The sequence below is a fragment of the Halomonas sp. AOP12-B1-6 genome (genome assembly GCF_052379225.1).
Lineage (GTDB): Bacteria > Pseudomonadota > Gammaproteobacteria > Pseudomonadales > Halomonadaceae > Vreelandella > Vreelandella casei.
This window is the reverse complement of record NZ_JBQSYK010000003.1, coordinates 549,633-569,357: the sequence shown is the minus strand read 5'-3', so window position 1 is coordinate 569,357 and position 19,725 is coordinate 549,633. Positions and strand designations below refer to the sequence as shown.

The window sequence follows — 19,725 nt, the reverse complement described above, 5'->3', positions numbered from 1 at the left end:
CTGCGAAAATCATTATTCCCTATGCGAAAACGGTATGGGGTTTAACGCTTACTAAACGTTACCGGCCGTTAAACTACTATCTTCCGCGGTCATATGCGCTTTAAATGGACGATGAGGCGACGACTCATTGCCAAGCGTGCTTTTTCGTTAAGCATTTTGTTTTTCGCCAAACGTTTTGTTTTTCGCTAAAGTAGTAATAACAGGTAGCCATGCCGGTGCCTGTCACAGATTGTCTAAGCAATAGATTATCTGCAGATATAGCACGCCTTTAGAACAGGAGGCTTGCAGAGCAGAATGTCTTGAAATCGTTTTGGGGCACGAACACCTTAGGGAACGGTTCACAGGGTGAAACCAAAACGCGCGATGTTCACAACATAAACTACGCTAATAACATCAAGATAAAGAGGTATGTTCATGAAACGCCATGCATTTTCCACTGCCGCCTTCTCGGGTGCGCTCATTGCTGCAGCGACCTTCGCGTCACCTGCGGTGGCACAAGAGCGCTACATCACTATCGGTACAGGCGGCCAAACCGGTGTTTACTACGTCGTCGGCCAATCTGTTTGCCGTATGGTTAACCGTGGCAGCGACGAGCACAACATTCGCTGTAACGCACCGTCTACCGGTGGTTCGGTTGCTAACGTTAACGGCATGAAGAGCGGCGAGTTGGACATGGGCGTTGTTCAGTCTGATGTTCAATACCGCGCTTACAATGGCGAAGCCAACTTCGAAGAAGAAGGACCTTGGGAAGAGATGCGCTCGGTATTCACCATGCATGGTGAGCCGCTAACCGTGGTTGCTCGTGCTGATTCCGGCATTGAGACCATCAGCGATTTCCCTGGCAAGCGTGTCAACATCGGTAACCCGGGTTCTGGTCAGCGTAATACCATGGATGTGGTCATGGAGGCGTTTGGCTGGGACGAAGACACCTTTGCGCTGGCGTCTCAGCTAGATGCCGCCGAGCAGTCTGCAGCCCTGTCAGATAACAACATCGATGCGATGGTCTATGTTGTTGGTCACCCGAACGGTTCTATCCAAGAAGCCACGACTACCATCGATGCGCGCTTAGTGCCGGTGACCGGTGATGAAATCGACGCGCTGATTGAAGAGTACCCGTACTACACCCGCTCTGTGATTCCGGGTGGCCTGTACCGTGGTAACGACGAAGACGTTGAAACCTTTGGCGTTGCCGCTACCTTCGTTTCGTCAGCCGATGTTGATGAAGACATTGTCTATGAAACAGTGAAAGCAGTATTTGAAAACTTTGATCGCTTCAAGCGTCTGCACCCAGCGTTTGAAAATCTTAACGAAGAAGACATGATCTCTGACGGCTTAACCGCCCCGTTGCATGACGGCGCAGCGCGTTATTACCGTGAGCGTGGCTGGATCGAGTAAGTTTAAGCACCAGCGTAAAGATAGGTCGGTGAGTAGTATTCACCTCGAGTAGTAAAGCGCGGGCACCCTGGGTGTCCGCGCTTCTTGTTGAAAGCGCTGATTGTCAGCGCTGACCATAGGCAGGGCAAGCGTATGCGTGATGACAAACAACCTTCGGCGGTCGCTGAAAGTGACCTAGAGGATATGGTTGCTTCCAGCGACTCGGGGGCAAGAAAGCCCGCAGGCGTGCCGGGGAAACTGTTGGTAAGCATTGCAGCGATATGGTCGCTGTTTCAACTTTGGATAGCTTCACCGCTGCCGTATATGGTGGGGGTCGGTATATTTAATGCCACTGAATCACGCTCGATTCATTTGGCGTTCGCGCTGTTTCTTGCCTTTATGGCTTACCCCGCATTTAAGCGCTCACCGCGTGACCGCATTCCGCTTCAAGACTGGGCGTTGGCAGCGGTAGCTGCTTTTTGCGGTTTGTACTTATTTATTTTTTATGCCGATTTAGCACAGCGCCCTGGGCGTCCTATCACTCAAGATATCGTGATTGGCGTGCTTGGCATCATTATGTTGTTAGAAGCCACCCGGCGTGCGCTGGGGCCGCCGTTAATGATCGTGGCGGGATTGTTTATTGCCTACTCGCTGTTTGGCCCTTACATGCCGGGCATTTTGGCCCACCGCGGTGTGAGTTTGGGCGGTTTGATTAATCACCAGTGGCTGGGCACCCAGGGGGTGTTTGGTATTGCGCTGGGCGTTTCTACCAGTTTTGTTTTCCTATTTGTTCTGTTTGGCGCACTGCTTGAGAAAGCCGGTGCGGGTAACTATTTCATTAAAGTCGCTTTTTCCATGCTGGGCCATTTGAAAGGCGGGCCAGCCAAAGCCGCCGTCGTGGCGTCAGGGTTGACTGGCTTGATCTCAGGATCGTCGATTGCCAATACAGTAACCACGGGTACGTTTACGATCCCGATGATGAAGCGCGTTGGCTTCAGTGCAGAAAAAGCGGGCGCTGTTGAAGTTGCCTCCTCAGTGAATGGCCAAATCATGCCGCCGGTCATGGGCGCCGCTGCGTTCTTGATGGTCGAGTACGTGGGCATTTCTTACGTCGAAGTTATTAAGCATGCCTTTTTGCCTGCGATCATTTCCTATATTGCCCTTATCTATATTGTTCACCTTGAAGCCTTAAAGGCGGATATGAAGGGGCTGCCTTCAAGCAATCCTAAACGCCCTTTGCTGAACAAGATTCTTGGCTTTATGACCGGCCTGATTTTGTTGATGGCGCTATCGTTTGTCGTTTATTACGGCCTTGGCTGGCTCAAGCCGGTATTAGGTGATGCGGCCCCCTGGGTCGTGTCTGTGGGTTTGGCGGTCATTTATGTCGGGCTATTGAAAGTTAGTTCGAACTACCCAGAACTTGAGATGGATGACCCGAATACTGCGGTGTTAACGCTGCCACAAACGCGGCCGACGGTCATGGTGGGGCTGCATTACATCCTGCCGGTTGTCGTACTGGTGTGGTGTTTGATGGTTGAGCGCATGTCTCCAGGGCTGTCAGCATTTTGGGCAACCATGTTTATGATCTTTATTATGCTCACTCAGCGCCCCGTGATCGCTTTTTTTCGTGGCCACAGCAAGTTCGCGGCGGATGTCAAAGAGGGCTTTAAAGACCTTTGGGACGGTCTTGTGGCCGGTGCGCGCAACATGATTGGTATTGGTATTGCCACCGCTACCGCCGGTATTGTGGTAGGCGCCGTGTCTCAGACCGGCGTGGGCTTAGTGCTAGCAGACGTCGTGGAGATTCTTTCCGGCGGCAACCTGATGATGATTTTGCTGCTTACCGCGCTGTTAAGCCTGATTTTGGGCATGGGCTTACCGACCACGGCCAACTACATTGTAGTTTCCGCGCTCATGGCGCCGGTGATTGTATTGTTGGGTCAGCAGAATGGACTGATTGTACCGCTGATTGCCGTGCATCTATTCGTGTTCTACTTCGGCATCATGGCGGACGTAACGCCCCCGGTGGGGTTAGCCTCATTCGCTGCGGCCGCGGTGTCAGGAGGCGACCCCTTGCGCACCGGTTTCCAGGCGTTTTACTACAGCCTACGCACGGCGGCACTGCCGTTCCTGTTCATCTTCAATACCGATTTGCTGCTGATCGATGTCACGGTGACGCAAGGCATTTTGGTGTTTATTGTCGCGACCAGCGCCATGTTGATATTTGCGGCGGGTACGCAAGGCTACATGCTTGTTCGTAGCCGCTGGTATGAATCGCTGTTACTGCTGCTAGTGGCCTTTACGCTGTTCCGCCCAGGTTTCTGGATGGACAGAATTCACAATCCTTACGAGTCAATTCCGCCAACTCAGTTTGCCGAAGCGCTAGGCAACGTCGAGGATGGCAGTAACCTGCGCGTGCAAATCGCCGGCGTCAATGATTACGGTGATCCAATGACGACCTACGTTCTGGTTCCTGTTCCTAGCGGTGATTCGGGTGAAGAACGCATGGAGGCACTGGGCATGGAGCTCGTCGCGGATGGCGATAAAGCCATGGTCGACTTCATTGAGTTTGGCAGCCAGGCGGCTGAGTTAGGCTTTGATTTTGATCAAGAGATCATTGAAGTGCTGGCGCCCGTGAATCGTTGGACCAAAGAGTGGCTGTGGATTCCGGCGCTCATTATCTTTGGCCTGGTGGTATTGCTTCAGCGCCGTCGGCGAGTAAAACAAACCGACGAGCCTGACAGTAAACCAGCAGCAACGGTCTAAAGGAGGTCATCATGTATCAGAAAATTCTACTGCCTGTGGATCTCAACGAAGAGGCTTCATGGAAGAAAGCATTGCCGACAGCGATTACGTTGTGTGAAACCTTTGGAGCATCGCTACATGTAATAACGGTGTTGCCGGAATTTAAGCTGCCTATGGTTGGCGCTTATTTCCCCAAAGACTTTTCGAAAAAAGCGCATGAAGCCATGACAGAAACCCAGCATGCGTTCATTCAGGCCAATGTTCCTGAGGGTATTAAAACGCAGAGCATCATCGTAGATGGATCTCCCTGGGAGGCCATCATCAAGGTGGGTAAAAAACTCAACGTTGATCTGATTGTGATGGCATCTCACACCAAGCGAAAGTTTGTCGACTATGTGCTAGGCCCTAACGCCGAACATGTTGTCCATCACGCCAAAGTGTCGGTCATGATTGTGCGCTAGAAAGGTGCGGATGAACTGCGCGCCTTGAAGGCACAGATCTGAAGACATAGATCTTGAAGACATAGATCTTGAAGACATAGATCTTGAAGACATAGATCTTGAAGACATAGATCTTGAAGACATTGACCTTGAAGACATAGATAAAGTGGTACATCTTATAAACTCCGGGCGAATAGCTCGGAGTTTTTTTGTCACAAGATAACGCGATGTTACAACGGTATTGAATTCATGTCTCATTGCGCGCTGACGGCTTATTTACACAGTAATCAGATTGAGGTGACGGCGGTGAAAGCATCTTTAATAGGTTGGGCAATACTGATGCTTGGCGTACCTCTTGTGGGGTGGGCTAGCGCGTCAGAGCCGCTGAATTTGTCGAATGCCCCCGTGCTTCTGACGGTGAGTGGCAATATTGCGCTTGAGAACGCGGGGCATGAAGTGCAGCTTGATCTCGCTACGTTAGAGGCACTACCGCAGTATGAGTTTGCAACGAATACGCCATGGACTGCCGAGGTTAATCATTATCGTGGACCGTTAATGCGTGATCTTCTATCACATTTAAACGCCGATACCGATACGGTGCACGTCGCAGCGCTGGATGGCTATGAAGCCGATATACCAGTCAGTGATTTTGAGAAATACGAGGTTATTTTGGCATTAACAAAAGACGGCGCCGCTATTCCGGTTCGCGAGCTCGGCCCGCTGTGGATACTTTATCCTTTTGACCAGGATGATGCGCTGCTAAGCGAAAAAATGCGCTTTCGATCGGTATGGCAGGTTATGCACATCAATGTCCGTTAGCGGTTTAACCACGCAGGTATCAAGCCTACTGCGCTACCCGCGGCGACTTAAGTTCGCAGCAATCATTGCCGTACTATTATTCGCCGGTGCGTTAGTGGTGGCAACGCTGGCAGCCTGGCGACAGGATAATCTTACCCAAAGTTTGCGCGAAGATACTGCTTGGGTTGTTTATAAGCTGGACCGTGATGCGGTTCAACTGGTCAATCATGTACTGACATTGGATCATCAACCGCTAACGCCAGCGGAGCGCTATGCGCTTACCCTTCGCTTTGAACTGCTGTATAGCCGAATTACGTTACTCAACGAGGGAGACGTCAGCGCGTTATTACAAAATATCACGACTGCACGCGAGCTGTTTAGTCAGATCCAAACGCAGGTAGATGGGCTGGATATGATGTTCAGGGCTTTTGGGGTGCCTGACCACCGAGGCGTGTCACAGCCACTCCCGCTGGCGGCATTGGGAGATAAACTTCAGACACTGACGCGAAGTACCGAGCGTCTTGTTATTGCTATTAACGGCTACTTAGCGGAGTCGGCGACGGCAGAGCGAGAACAGCTCAGCCTGCTCTACAGACTTCTTATGACGTTGATCGTCGCAATGAGTTTAGCGGCCTTTTTGGTGGTCGCTTTTTTAGTACGTGAAACACGCGAAAGTGCAGCGATAAGGCGCGAGCAGGCACAGCTTGCTCTACAGTTGGAAGTGACCGCTAAACAGGCGCAGGCGGCGAACCAAGCAAAATCGGATTTTTTAGCGATCGTTAGCCATGAAATTCGCACGCCTTTGAACGGTGTCATTGGTATGAGCGAGCTATTGCGTGAATCTGTAAGTCCTGCACAGGTAGAAGACTACGCCTATACGATCCACGATAGCGCTAATCAGCTGCTATCAATGATCAATGAAATTCTCGATTTCTCGAAAATTGAGGCCGGGCACTTAGCCCTTCAAACATCGCCCACGGCTATTCGTTTACTGGTCGACAGCGTGGTGGAACTATTTACGCCGCGGATAAAAATGAAGGAATTAACCTTTAGCGTTGACGTGGACACACGGGTACCCGCGTGGGTGATGGTCGATGCAGGGCGGCTCAGGCAAATATTACTTAATCTTATCGCCAATGCGATTAAATTCACCGACTACGGTGGGATCAGCGTTCAAGTCTCCACTAAGTTCGATCAGCTAGTATTTGAAATTAGCGACACGGGATGTGGGCTGAGTGAACATCAGCAGGCCCGCCTTTTTGAGCCTTTTCAGCAGGCCGATGAGTCCGTGACTCGGCGTTTTGGTGGAACCGGATTGGGCCTGGCGATTTGCAAACGCCTAAGCGAGGCGATGCAAGGACGAATAGTCGTGTCGAGCCATCTTGGCCAAGGCAGTATCTTTCGGTGTGAGCTGCCCTTGGTGGAGGCTGATCCGGTGTCAGTGTCATTGCCCAGCGCACCTCAACAGGACTTTACTGGCATAACGTTGCTGCTAGTCGAAGATAACGCGGTGAATCGCAAAGTGGCGATTGGTTTATTATCCCGTTTAGGTTGCGATGTCGTGTGGGCTGAAAATGGCCAGGATGCACTTGCCATGGCTCAGTCTCAACAGGTGCATCTTATCTTTATGGATATCCAGCTGCCCGATATGGATGGCCTTACGGTCGCACAGCTTATGCGCGAGCAGGGTGGCTGGCTTGACAGTGTGCCTATCGTCGCTATGACGGCGGGTGGCGCGGAGGATGACCGCCAACGCTGTCTTGCGGCGGGCATGAGCGATTACCTTACCAAACCGCTGTCGCTATCTGCGCTAAGTAGCCTGCTGGCATCGCAGCTTTTTGCCACGCCCGACGCGGCTTCTCTGCCAGCGCTGCCGGTCTTGCAAACGCAGCTCGGCGCGCAGTCATTACTCAATACCGACACGCTGAACATGCTAAAAGCGACCCTAGGCGATGTGAGCTTGACGCAGCTGATCACGCTTTATCACCAGCAAGTAAGTGATTACTGTGAGCAGCTAACGGCCTGCCTAGCGCAGGCCCCTCTCAGCGATGAGCAGCAACAGCAGGTCGTACGTTTGGCGCACCAGCTGCGCGGCGAATCTGTGAGTATGGGAGCCGACAAGCTGGCCGACCAGGCGCAGCAGCTGGAAACATTAATGACAACGGATCCGTTCACTCAAAGCAAACGAGATGAGATATTTAGCGCGTTACGCTTAACGGCGTCGCACACTCATGCAGCGATGGAGAAATGGTGCCGTGAGCACCTATCAGGCTGAGCCTGTAACAGTGAGGGCTAGTACTGCCATTGTTGTATATCGCTACGGGCCATACTGAATAACACTGTAAGCTTGTTTTGAATAATCATAATGCTCAGGAGCCTTTCAATGATCTACGCCAACCCTAGTGACACTGGTTCAGTGGTGTCATTTGAAAAACGCTACGGCAACTATATCGGCGGTGAGTTTGTCGCCCCGGTGAAAGGCCAGTACTTCGATAATATTAGCCCCGTCAACGGCAAGGTGTTTTGCGAAATTCCTCGCTCTACTGCAGAAGATATTGATAAAGCGCTTGATGCGGCCCATAAAGCGGCGCCTGCATGGGGGAAAACGTCCGCCCAAGAGCGCAGTAACATTTTGCTGAAAATCGCCGATCGCATTGAGCAAAATCTTGAAATGCTGGCGGTGGCCGAAACTTGGGATAATGGTAAGGCCGTCCGGGAAACGCTCAATGCCGATATTCCTCTGGCCGTTGATCATTTTCGCTACTTTGCAGGCTGTATTCGCGCCCAGGAAGGCTCGGCAGCAGACATTGATGCCAATACTGTTTCCTATCATTTCCACGAGCCACTAGGCGTTGTAGGGCAAATTATCCCCTGGAACTTCCCAATTCTAATGGCTGTTTGGAAACTGGCGCCCGCACTCGCCGCAGGTAACTGCGTGGTATTGAAGCCCGCGGAGCAAACGCCTGCGTCGATTTTGAAAGTGGCGGAGTTGATTGGCGATTTGCTGCCCGCCGGTGTGTTGAACATTGTTAACGGCTTTGGTGCAGAGGCAGGGCAGGCGCTGGCGAGCAGTAAGCGTATCGCTAAAATTGCCTTTACCGGCTCTACCCCCGTTGGCTCACATATTCTTAAATGCGCGGCAGAAAATATTATTCCCTCTACCGTAGAGCTGGGCGGCAAGTCACCGAATATTTATTTTGCCGATATCATGAATGCCGAACCGACGTTTATTGATAAGGCGGTAGAAGGTCTAGTGCTGGCATTCTTCAACCAAGGCGAAGTGTGTACCTGTCCGTCACGTGCGCTTATCCAAGAGAGTATGTACGACGAGTTCATGGCCAAGGTGCTGGAACGCACCAAGCTTATTAAGCGCGGCAATCCGCTGGATACCGATGTACAGGTAGGTGCGCAGGCTTCTCAAGAGCAGTTCGACAAGATCATGTCGTACATGGATATTGCTCGCGATGAAGGCGCCGAGTTCCTCACCGGCGGTGAGAAAGAAGTTCTTGATGACAGCATCAACAGCGGTTACTACATTCAGCCCACGTTGTTGAAAGGCAATAACCAGATGCGCGTCTTCCAAGAAGAGATTTTTGGGCCGGTGGTGGCGGTCACCACGTTTAAAGATGAAGCAGAGGCGTTAGCGATTGCCAACGATACCGAGTTTGGTCTGGGCGCGGGCGTGTGGAGCCGCGATATTAACGTTGCCTTTCGTATGGGCCGTGGTATCCAAGCCGGTCGCGTATGGACCAACTGCTACCACCAGTATCCTGCTCACGCGGCTTTCGGTGGCTACAAGAAATCTGGCGTTGGCCGCGAAACGCATAAGGTGGCGCTTGAGCACTATCAGCAAACCAAAAACCTGCTGATTAGCTACGATATAAACCCGTTAGGCTTTTTCTAACGCTTAGATGCTAGCGACGCGCGTATGCGTGCAAAAAATCCCGACCATGTGTGGTCGGGATTTTTGTTTTGGCTGACTTACATCTGAGAGTCTTCAGGCGGCTCGCCTATCGTGCCGGGCATCGGTTGTACGTGGCCCATCTGCTTACCCGTCAGGGTAAGGAAATGCAGGTGACGCTCATACTCTGCTACCAAATCGCCAATCACTTGTCCACGGGTATAGCCGTTAAGGTCTTTATCCTGCCCCCCTTCCGCTAGGTACACGTCCAGGCGAACATAGAAGTCATCATCCGCTTGGATAAAGCTAGGGGTGCGCATGCGGTGAGGGCATACTTGGTAGACAAAGCTAGTGGCGTCGCCAAAGTCGACCTGCAACATCAGGTTGGGAAGCGTTTCCCCCTCAATCGCTTCTTCACTTACGTTGGCAGTTTGGCCACGGCGCTCAAGCTCCTGAGCAAACTGTGTCATCGCTGGGCGAATTGCATGTTCAATGGTGGCGGCTGCACCGGCGCGATTAGAGGTGTCAAGGGCGCGGTCTAAGCGTTCTTTCCAATCGCCGCCAGGCGCACTACCGGCAATCATGCGGCGTGCATCTGCCTTGCTACCTTCTAATTTCAAGGCTTTGTACATGCCCACCATCACCGCAAAAATAACCAGCGAGAAGGGCAGAGCGGTGATGACCACGGCGCTTTGCAGTGCATTTAAGCCGCCGGCCATCAGCAGAGCAATGGTGATCAAACCGATCATGGCTGACCAGAAAATACGCAGCTTCACCGGCGCATCGTGGTTCACGTCGCTCAGAATAGACGTGAAGTTGGCCAGCACCAGCGCTCCAGAATCCGCTGAGGTAATAAAGAACACAATACCCAGAACGGTGACGACTGCCGCGGTAATGCCGACATAAGGGAAGTACTCAAGCAGCGTGTAGATCGTGGTTTGGGGGGTGTTGAGCGCCTGCTCACCTAGCTCGACAACGCCTTGATTAGCGACCAGTTCTATACCGCTATTCCCGAATATCGACATCCAAACCATCATAAAGGCGAGGGGGATAAACAGTGCACCGGCGACGAACTCACGAATAGTACGGCCACGGGAAATACGTGCCAGGAATAGGCCCACGAACGGGGTCCAGGCAATCCACCAGCCCCAGAAGAAAATCGTCCACCACATTTTCCACTCTTGAGCCCCCTCGTCGGCGAAGGCGTAAGTGTCAAAGCTGGCACCTACAAAGCCCGATAGATAATCGCCAGCGTTGTTGACCACTTTATCCAGCAACATCAGCGTGTCCCCTGAGAAGAGTACAAACAGCAACAGCGCCAATGCCAGTAACATATTAAACTCTGACAGCCGGCGAATGCCTTTCTCAACGCCTGTAACCACGGAAATCGTCGCTAATATGACCACCAAGACAATCAAGATCACCTGCACGGTGAGGTTTTCCGGCACCCCGAACATGTAGGTGAGGCCGTAGTTAAGCTGTATTACCCCAATCCCGAGGCTCGTAGCAATGCCGAAGACGGTGGAGATCACTGCGGTAATATCCACCGCGTTGCCAATCGGGCCGTGGATACGTTTGCCTAGGATCGGATAGAGCGCACTACGGATCGCCAGCGGCAAGCGATGGCGGTAGCTGAAGTAGGCCAGCGCCATACCCATCAACACGTACAGCCCCCAGCCGGAGAGCCCCCAGTGCAGATAGGTTTGAACGACGGCGTTACGCATCGCTGCTTGGCTTTCCGGGGTTAAATCCGGTGGTGCCAAATAGTGGGCGACAGGCTCGGCAACGCTGAAGAACAGCAGGTCAATGCCGATCCCTGCAGCAAACAGCATGGCCGACCAAGAGAGTAGTGAAAATTCTGGTCGTGAGTGGTCAGGCCCCAGGCGAATACTGCCAAAGCGCGACATACCAATAGCCACCACAAATACCAAATAGGCCACTATGGCCAGCATGTAATACCAGCCAAACGTTTTGCTTACCCAGGCGAGTCCGGCATCAAAGAAGGCGCCAGCTTGCTCGGTGAATAACATGGTAAGCACCAGAAAGATCAGGATGCCAGCCACACTGCCGTGAAATACGACGGGATTGAGGCGGTCTCGGGAGGGATGAATAGGGTTGTCTTTCGCCATGCAGGCGTACTCCTGTGGTTGAAAGGTGGAGGTAAGATTTTATTTTGAATGAACGTTCAAATAAAATACGTGAATAACTGCTACCCTTCAAGTTTACGAGTGCCTGAAACTGCTTGAGTTAGTGCGGATTGGGTAACTTGCAGACGTGAAAACGCCCGGAAAACCGGGCGTTTTCAAGAAAGTAGCGACGCGGCGAATGTTTATTCGCTATCGGCACGTTCGTCGCTATTATCGTGGTGGCCGCGTTTGCCCCGATGTTCTTCATGCGCTTCACGCATGGCGTTGTGAAGTGCTTCTTGCTCTTCTTCGGTGAGAATGCCAGCGACTCGCTCTTTATGCTCTTCACGCAGCGCATGTATTGCTTCGCGATGTTCAGCGTGTGCTTCATTGAGCTCAGCCTGCTTATCAGCTGAGATTTCGGCGCGCTGATACACCTCTTGGCGACGCTCTTCCATACGTTCTTCCATGCGCTGACGATCAGCACCGGAAGCCTCATGGTCACCGTGGCTGTCTGCTTGGGCCGTTAATGTGATCGATGCTAACGCAGCAGCGAGTAATGCCTGGGCAAACAGTTGGCGAATTGACATTTTCTGAGTACCTGAAATTTTCATAGCATCTCTCCTGGTAAGTTGACGATGTCATTATCGCTAGGTGCAGTGCAAACTGCTTGCAGTTAGTGTGCAACAATCATGGTCTTATTGGCTTGCTGTAGATCGTAGCTAAGGGTAGTTCGTCAATAGTAGACAGGGACGCTATTCATTAAGGAGAAACATAATGTCGCGAATCGAGCTATCTCGCGTGTGGCAGCCGCGCTGCGCGTTCACCACTTTGCGCCGAGTAACCGGATTGGGTGCTCTTGCTTTGATGCTGAGTGGCTGTAGCGCCGCTCAGCATGTGGGCCAAAATGAGTCCGCGGTTAAGAGTGGTACGTTGCATGAACCCCAGCCCTTTACGCGCTTGGCGCCACGGACCTACACGCCTGATGATTGGCCGCAGGCGCTAAAGGCCGATGTCTATTTGCCTGATGAGTCGACTAGCGCCCTACGCCCTGCTGCCTTATTGGTTCACGGTGGAGGCTGGCGAAACCGTACGCCAGAAGACATGCAGAGCATTGCCGAACAGTTGGCAGGGCAAGGCTACGTGGCGGTTAATATTGAGCATCGTTTTGTGCCGGAGTATCGCTTTCCTACCCAGCTGCATGATTTGCAGCAGGCCATGGCGTGGATCCATGCCAATGCTGAAGAGTGGCAGGTAGATACTAACCGCATCGTAGGCGTTGGATATTCATCGGGGGCGCATTTGGTGAGCCTGCTGGCACTGGCTGGCGTCGAAGGGCCGCTGGCCGAGCCTTACGGCGGCGAGCAGAGCCGACTAGCGGCGGTGTTGGCGGGTGGGTTGCCAAGTGATCTGCTTAAATTCGATGACGGGCCCTTAGTGGTCGACTTTATCGGCGGCACGCGAGCTGAAGAAACCGAGGCATATCGCCTGGCGTCGCCCATTTACCATATTACCCCGCAGTCTCCGCCGTTTTTTATATTCCACGGCAAGTGGGATCGCCTCGTGCCGGTAGACCATGCCACGGACTTCTATCAAGCGCTGCAGGATAACAACGTCGAGAGCGAGCTTTATCTGCAAAGCTTTAGAGGCCACATTGCCAGCTTCTTACTGCGTGGCGGCGCTATTGATGCAGGCATTAAGTTTCTTAATCGTCAGGTAAACCCTTAACCTTCTGGCTGATACTTATAACCGACGCCATAGACTGAACGAATAATTTCTAGCTCTGGCAGCGCTTCGTGGATTTTCTTACGCAGCTTCTTGATGTGGCTGTCCACGGTGCGCTCTGAGACGATGCGGTTATCGCGGTACATGTGATCCATTAGCTGCTCGCGGCTGAAAATACGCCCCGGCGCCTGCATCATCACGCGCAGTAATTGAAATTCCACCGCGGTGAGCCCTAAGTCTTTCCCGTAAGCGAGCGCTTGCCAGCCATCTTCATTTAACACGACCGGTGCATGCTGAACGTTGGCAGGGGCGTTTGCTGCTGCCTGGCTACGGCGAAGTACGGCTTTGACACGGGCGACCACTTCACGGGGGCTAAACGGCTTGCAGATATAGTCGTCGGCGCCTAACTCTAAGCCTAGCAAGCGGTCGACCTCTTCTACCTTGGCGGTCACCATAATGATCGCAATAGTTGGCCAGTGCTGGCGAATCTCACGGCTAAGCGTCAGGCCGTCTTTGCCTGGCAGCATAATGTCGAGCAGCACGAGTGCCGGGGAGTGCTGTGCTAGCCACGGCATAACTTCATCGCCGTGGGCTAACGTCGTGACCGAAAAGCCATGTGTGGTTAAGTAATCCGCCATCAGGCGAGCAATTTTTGGTTCATCCTCAACAATCAGCAAAGAGGCCGCGTGAGACGCATCGTGAGACATAAGGAACTCGCTTAGCAGTGAGGGTGAAAGCCTATTAATGAGATGTCAGCAGAGGAAAGCGCAGCGTCCAGCGCAGCCCGCCCAGCGTAGAAACTGAGGGCGCTAGCGTTGCTCCGTGCGCATTGATTAGCGCACTGGCAATTGACAGGCCTAAGCCGCTGCCGCCACTGGACCGGTTACGTGAACCCTCTACACGGTACAGCCGCTCGGTTAAGCGCGCCAGTTCTCCCTCGGGCACCCCGGGCGAGCTGTCTTCCCAGGTAACGACTGCAAAGCCCTGCTGCGCGGTGAGCGTAACGCGCAGCTCTCCCGGTGGTTGGGTGTAGGTGCAGCTATTATCCAACAAGTTGTTCCATAGCTGATGCAGGCGCTGGGCATCGCCACGTACCATTATGCCAGGAGCGATCTGCTCCGTCAGCGTTAAGCCGCTGTCCATTAACCAGCGGTCTGCGTCGGCGAGGCGGCTGACAAGACAGTCGCTAAGGTCCATCGGCGCAAGTTGGATATCCAGCGCACCTGCATCGCTTTGTGACAGCAGGCGTAAGTCAGTGACTAGGCGTTCCAACTGGCTAACTTCTTGAGCAAGCGAGCTGAGGTTCTCCTGGTTGAGAGGTCGGATGCCATCTTGCATCGCTTCAATTTCCCCACGTAGAACGGCCAACGGCGTGCGCAGCTCGTGCGCCGTGTCGGACACCCAGCGTGCTCGGGCATCGCGGCTAGCTTCGAGCGTTGCGGCAAGTACGTTGAAATCTCGCGCCAAACGCGACAGCTCGTCGCGGCCACGCTCAGGCAATCGAGTCGTATAGTCACCTTCTGTCAATCGCAGCGTGGCGCCCGCGAGTGCCCGTGTACGCCGCCCTAACCACCAGGACAAGCCGCCCGCGAGCAGGAGAGAAGCCACACATAGCGATATTACGATCAGGGTAAGATTGCGCTGTTGGCGCTCAAGGAAGCGGCTTTCCATACGCTCCATCATCTCGCGAGGAGGTCGAAAGCCCAGCGAACCGATCGTTTCCTCGCCGCTGTGCAGGTTCAGCCAATGCCAATTGCCCGAGCCTGCCCGACCGCCATTGGCAGGCACTAAAAAACGGCCCTCTGCATCACGTAGCGCAAAATCTCGCGCTTCACCTAGCGGAGAGGGAGAATCTTGATGTTCTTGGCCTAGTTCAAAACGCACAATAGATGCCCAGCGTTCCGGGGATTGCTCCAACCACTCCCAGCTCTCTTGAGTCTCCCAGCGCGTGACGAGGCCGTCTGCCAGCAGTGTTGCCCGACGCTCTTGCGCTTGGTTGAGATAATCGTAAAAGCCGCGGTCAATGCTGTAGGAAACCGCCATAAACATGCTTACTGAGATGGCCACATTGACGCTCAGGATAGTCGCAAATAGTTTGAGCCCCAGCCGGGAAGGGCGCCATTGACGTAGTGGCCCATGCAGCGCCATCACTGAGCGCTTCCTTCTTGGTTAGGCTGACGCGGCGCGCTCAGCCGTTCTCGAACATTTTCCATGCCTAAGTAGAGGCAGGGCACCAGAATTAGCAAAATAGCGGTGGCAAACAGCATGCCAAAGCCTAGTGAAATCGCCATCGGAATCATGAAGCGCGCCTGCCGTGACGTCTCTAGAATCATCGGTGCCAGCCCTAGAAATGTCGTCAGCGTGGTCATCATAATGGGGCGGAGTCGACGCGTTGCTGCGGCCACAATGGCTTCTCTGGCTGCCATTCCCTCGCGGCGTTTGCGGTTGGCGTAGTCGATCAGCACCAGCGCATCGTTGATGACCACGCCGGAAAGCGCGAGCATTCCCAGCAGGCTGATAATGGAAAGCCCAAAACCCATGATCATATGACCGGCCACCGCGCCGACGATACCGAAGGGGATCGCTGCCAGTACCAGCAGCGGCTGCGAATAACTTCTAAACGGGATAGCCAGCAGCGCATAGAGCGCGGCAATCATTAACCACATGGAGGTTTTTAACGTGGCTAAGTTGTCGGCGGTGTCCTGCTGGCGACCGCCCATGCTGACCTCTAGCCCCGGCCAGGTCGCTTCCAGCGTGGGGAACACCTCGTCTTGTAACGTGGCGAGCACCTGGTTAATGGCAAGGTCGTTTTCAGAGTCCGCAGTGACGGTAATAATACGTCGCCCGTTAATGCGCTCAAGACTGCTGGAGGCTTGGCTAATGGTGATATCCGCAACGCGAGACAGGGGCACGCTCAGCCCGTCAGGGGTGCGTACCGGCATGCGGTAGAGGGCGTTCAAACTGTCGCGATTATTGTTAGGTAAGCGTACCTCAACGCTAATTTCGCTACGCCCTACGTATTGCTCTAGAGCGGTCGCGCCCTGTAAGGGGCCGCGCAGCGCCTGTGCTAAGTTGTTGCCGGTTAGGCCCAGCGAGCGTCCTTCTGATGAAAGGCGTATTTCTAACTGGGGTTTACCGTCGCCCAGGCCGCTATCGATATCGGTAAGCCCATAGCCGCTCAGCGTTTCGGCTAACCGTTCAGCGGCGGCTTCAAGCACCTGTGTATTGGGGTGTGAAAGTCGCAGACTCAGTGCCGCACCGCTGCCGGGGCCGCCTACATCGGCTTCAAAGCGCACTGATTGGGCGCCTAATAAATCGCCGGTTAGGTCGCGCCACTCGCGGGCAATTCGCGATGGCGGCCATGCTTCCAGGCTTTCGCTGGCAATGTCGAGGCGAACCTCTAGGCTTTCACCATCCAGGCGGCTGCGCGAGCTGCCAAAACTGAGCGTTTCTTCGCGTTCGCTAAGCTGCTCTGCGGCGTCAAGAAGCTGTTGGCTGAGTTCACGACTGATGCTGATATTGCTACCAATCGGCAGTGTGACCGTCGCCTGCACCTGGTCTGATTCGACGCGGGGCATGAGGGAAAACCCCAAACGCCCGCTCATTGCCCAGGAAAGGGCGACCAACAGCACCGCAATGCCCAGCGCAATGCTGAGCAAACGCTGGTTAAGGGCACGTTGTAGGAATGGCTCAAACTGATGGTATGTGAAATGGTGTAACCCACCTTGAAGGCGTTGGCGAAGTGCTTCTAATGGGCGCTGCCACGCAGGCGTATTGCGCGGCTTGCGACTATGTGCGAGGTGGGCGGGAAGAATCACCAGTGCCTCCAGCCAGGAAATTAAAAATACCGTGACCACAACGACCGGTACCGTCGCAAAAATAAGCCCCAGAAAGCCGGGTAAAAACAGTAGTGGCAGGAACGCGACGATATTAGAAAGAATGGCGAACGTCAGCGGCGTGGCAATTTCGCTAGCCCCTTTAACCGCTGCATCGCGCAGTGAATAGCCTTCTTCACGGTAGCTATAGATATTCTCGCCGACGATGATGGCGTCATCCACCACAATGCCCAGTGCGATGATAAAGGCAAACATCGACATCATATTCAGCGACACGCCAATCCAGGGCAGAAACAGCATTGCGCCTAGGAACGCTGTTGGGATGCCCAGCGTGACCCAGAATGCCAGACGGGCTTCCAAAAACAGCGCCATGAGTACTAATACCAGCGCTAGCCCCATCCAGGCATTTTTCAACAACAGGCTAAGGCGGGCTTCATATACCTCTGAACTGTCTCGGGAGATATCAAGGCTAACGCCCTCTGGCAGGCCTGAGCGTAACCGCTCAAGCTCACCGTTGACCGCTTCAGAGATGCTGGTCGGGGTTTGGTCGCCAATTTGATAAACATCCACTGAGAGCCCGGGTTGACCGTTATAAAACTCTTCGCGGTCGGTCTCGGCGAAGCCGTCGCTGACTGTCGCGATGTCGCCCAGCGCAATGGGAGATCCTTGTGCGCTGGTCAGAATGGGTAGCTCGGCGAAGGCCTCGGCACTATTACGCCGGCCCTGATAGCGAATAAGCCATTCGCCTTCTGCCGTCGTCAGCTGACCACTGGCAAGGTCAAGCGCCTCTTCGCCAATGCGAGTAGCCAGCTGCTGATGATCCAAGCCATAGCGCTCGATAGCTTCTTCATCCAGATGAACTTGAATCTCTCGTTCGCGGTTACCCGATAGCTCTGCGCGAGATATGCCGTCGGTCGCCTGGAGCTCACCGCGTATTTCTTCAGCGGCGTCGTGTAGCGCCTCTAGGCCTACTTGGCCATATACCTGCAGGCTCAGTACGCTTCGCGAGCGCCCCGCAAGGGTAAAGCGGGGTGGATCGGCGGCACTGGGCAAAGTGGTGATAGCATTTACCGCCTGCTGGATATCCTGATAGGCGCGCATCACGTCAACACCATCAATCAGCGAGGCGCTGACATTGGCGCTGCCTTCGCTGGCGGTGGCGGTCAGCTCATCAATGCCTTCTACATTGGCAATCGCGGCTTCCATCGGCAGCAGCAGGCTCTGTTCAACGTCTTCAGGCGTCGCACCCGGGTAGCTGATAGACACTTGCACCACTTCAATATCAAACTCAGGAAAGACTTCTTTCTTAATCGCCAGCGAGGCCATTAAGCCGCCCACAATAAACAGCACCATGAGTAGGTTAGGTGCTACCCCGTGATCGACCATCCATGCCAGTGGGCCACGCGGTGTCTTCATGACCCGTCTCCCTCTTGAGCCGGCGTGTCACTAGGGCGTCGGATGCGCACGAGCTGGCCTTCGCGGGGCTGGGTTAAGCCTGCGGTAACGACCCGCTGACCTGCGGTCAGGCCGCTGCGGATCAAGGCATCATCTTCTCCGCGATAAGCCAGGGTCACCGGCGTACGGCGCAGGCGATTCTCCTCATCTACCTGCCAAACGATATCGCCTGGGCGCAGCGCGGCAGAGGGTACTGAAATGAGCTGGTGCTGAATGGTTGGCTGGAATGAAACACGCAGAACATCACCCAGGCGCAGGGCAGGGCCATCGCTTTCTAGTGCGAGCGGGTCGCTAACGGAGATTAACAGCTGTGCCTGTAAACCGTTTTCTTCCAGGCTGGGTAACATCGATACCAGCGTGCCTTCACGCGTCGCGTCTTCAGACCAGCCGCGGCTGGTTAAGGTAATCTGGCTGCCCATTTCCAACCACTCGGTCCACTCGCTGGGCAGGGAGGCGCGTACCCAAAATTGCTCAACGCCCACTAAGTGCACTACTTCCGTTCCCTGGCTAAGCAGGCTGCCAGCACCCACTAAGCGCGCTTGTACCATGGCGCGCCATGGAGCCACCAGGGTGGCGCGTTCAACGTTAAGCGCTGCCTGATCTCGGGCCACTCGCGCCTGGGTCACTTGGGCCTGGGCTTGGCGCAACTGCGGTTCTCGCAGAACCAGCGCACGGCGCTCGGCAGAAAGCTGGCGGCCAAAAGACTCGTATTCGCTGCGTGCGCGCTGCTGCTCTGCCTGCTCTAGTGCCAGCAGGGCTTGGGCATTGGCTAGCTGCGCCTGCGCATCCTCAAGAGTAAGCGCGAGATCGGCCTGATCAATATAGGCGACCGGCGCCTGCTGCTCGACGACTTGTCCCGGCACAACGCCTGGTGCAAAGCGCTCAAGCTGGCCCGCCACCCGGCTGGCCAGCATAGTTTCTTGCTCTGCCTCGACGCGGCCAAATCCATATAGATGGGGCGCCTGGGTGCTCGCAGAAATGCTCATCACGTCTACCATGCTGGGCAGTGGTTCTGGTGGTGCAGTACGCTCAATGCGGGGTGGCTGAGTCATAATCCACCAGGCGAGCATGCACGTGCCGATAAGAATCAATAACGCAACTACTGCACCCAGACGAATACGGCCTTGCTGATAAGAGGAGTGAGACGACGAGAAGGAGCGTATTGAGGTCATTACCGCGCGTTATCCATGTGCTAAGAGCGAAAATTCCAGAAAAATGAGCGTATGATGCTAGCATCACGCATTGTTACGCAGCGATTAGTCAAGCAATGTGCAAATACCATGCAATTGATATCTAATTCACATTCATTTGGTATCAATAGACTC

The 19,725-nt window shown here is 54.1% G+C and carries 13 protein-coding genes; 7 read left to right on the top strand and 6 right to left on the bottom strand.

What is annotated here, in order from left to right; all coding sequences use genetic code 11:
• The first annotated feature begins 414 nt into the window (after positions 1 to 414).
• From ACT3TR_RS11685 to exaC, 6 genes are all read left to right on the top strand, one after another.
• Positions 415 to 1,395, top strand: coding sequence for a TAXI family TRAP transporter solute-binding subunit (locus ACT3TR_RS11685; protein ID WP_096278333.1), 981 nt, complete (start codon positions 415 to 417; stop codon positions 1,393 to 1,395).
• A gap of 132 nt (positions 1,396 to 1,527) precedes the next feature.
• Complete coding sequence (locus ACT3TR_RS11680; protein WP_444625122.1) at positions 1,528 to 4,140, top strand: TRAP transporter permease; 2,613 nt, start codon at positions 1,528 to 1,530, stop codon at positions 4,138 to 4,140.
• Positions 4,141 to 4,151: 11 nt separating this feature from the next.
• Entirely contained in the window at positions 4,152 to 4,580 is a 429-nt protein-coding gene (locus tag ACT3TR_RS11675) for a universal stress protein (RefSeq protein WP_096278335.1), read from the top strand.
• A 285-nt stretch (positions 4,581 to 4,865) separates the two neighbouring features.
• Positions 4,866 to 5,378 (top strand): molybdopterin-dependent oxidoreductase, encoded by a 513-nt coding sequence (locus tag ACT3TR_RS11670; protein WP_255249091.1) that lies wholly within the window; start codon positions 4,866 to 4,868, stop codon positions 5,376 to 5,378.
• Complete coding sequence (locus tag ACT3TR_RS11665; protein ID WP_096278339.1) at positions 5,368 to 7,632, top strand: hybrid sensor histidine kinase/response regulator; 2,265 nt, start codon at positions 5,368 to 5,370, stop codon at positions 7,630 to 7,632. Before ACT3TR_RS11670 ends, ACT3TR_RS11665 begins: the two co-directional genes overlap by 11 nt.
• Before the next feature lie 108 nt (positions 7,633 to 7,740).
• Positions 7,741 to 9,261: an acetaldehyde dehydrogenase ExaC gene (gene exaC / locus ACT3TR_RS11660; RefSeq protein ID WP_096278342.1), complete on the top strand. Its 1,521-nt coding sequence runs from the start codon at positions 7,741 to 7,743 to the stop codon at positions 9,259 to 9,261.
• A 77-nt stretch (positions 9,262 to 9,338) separates the two neighbouring features.
• Here the strand turns inward: exaC and betT are convergent, their stop codons facing one another.
• Both betT and ACT3TR_RS11650 read right to left on the bottom strand, forming a co-directional pair.
• Positions 9,339 to 11,387: a choline BCCT transporter BetT gene (betT, locus tag ACT3TR_RS11655; protein WP_096278344.1), complete on the bottom strand. Its 2,049-nt coding sequence runs from the start codon at positions 11,385 to 11,387 to the stop codon at positions 9,339 to 9,341.
• 200 nt (positions 11,388 to 11,587) lie between these two features.
• Positions 11,588 to 11,998, bottom strand: a complete 411-nt coding sequence (locus ACT3TR_RS11650; RefSeq protein WP_444625123.1) for a hypothetical protein — start codon at positions 11,996 to 11,998, stop codon at positions 11,588 to 11,590.
• A gap of 163 nt (positions 11,999 to 12,161) precedes the next feature.
• Between ACT3TR_RS11650 and ACT3TR_RS11645 the strand changes: the two genes are divergently transcribed.
• Positions 12,162 to 13,112: an alpha/beta fold hydrolase gene (locus tag ACT3TR_RS11645; RefSeq protein WP_444625124.1), complete on the top strand. Its 951-nt coding sequence runs from the start codon at positions 12,162 to 12,164 to the stop codon at positions 13,110 to 13,112.
• Here ACT3TR_RS11645 and ACT3TR_RS11640 read toward each other — a convergent pair.
• From ACT3TR_RS11640 to ACT3TR_RS11625, 4 genes are read right to left on the bottom strand one after another with little or no spacing between them, the layout of a single operon-like run.
• On the bottom strand, positions 13,109 to 13,816 hold the full coding sequence (locus ACT3TR_RS11640) for a response regulator (RefSeq protein WP_444625125.1): 708 nt from the start codon (positions 13,814 to 13,816) through the stop codon (positions 13,109 to 13,111). The two genes, ACT3TR_RS11645 and ACT3TR_RS11640, sit on opposite strands and share 4 nt — an antisense overlap.
• A gap of 34 nt (positions 13,817 to 13,850) precedes the next feature.
• Positions 13,851 to 15,257, bottom strand: coding sequence for an ATP-binding protein (locus ACT3TR_RS11635; protein ID WP_444625126.1), 1,407 nt, complete (start codon positions 15,255 to 15,257; stop codon positions 13,851 to 13,853).
• A complete protein-coding gene (locus ACT3TR_RS11630; RefSeq protein ID WP_444625127.1) occupies positions 15,257 to 18,361 on the bottom strand; it encodes an efflux RND transporter permease subunit in 3,105 nt (1,034 codons plus the stop codon). Before ACT3TR_RS11630 ends, ACT3TR_RS11635 begins: the two co-directional genes overlap by 1 nt.
• Complete coding sequence (locus ACT3TR_RS11625; protein WP_444625128.1) at positions 18,358 to 19,572, bottom strand: efflux RND transporter periplasmic adaptor subunit; 1,215 nt, start codon at positions 19,570 to 19,572, stop codon at positions 18,358 to 18,360. The genes ACT3TR_RS11630 and ACT3TR_RS11625 overlap by 4 nt, the downstream gene beginning before the upstream one ends.
• Positions 19,573 to 19,725 lie beyond the last annotated feature (153 nt).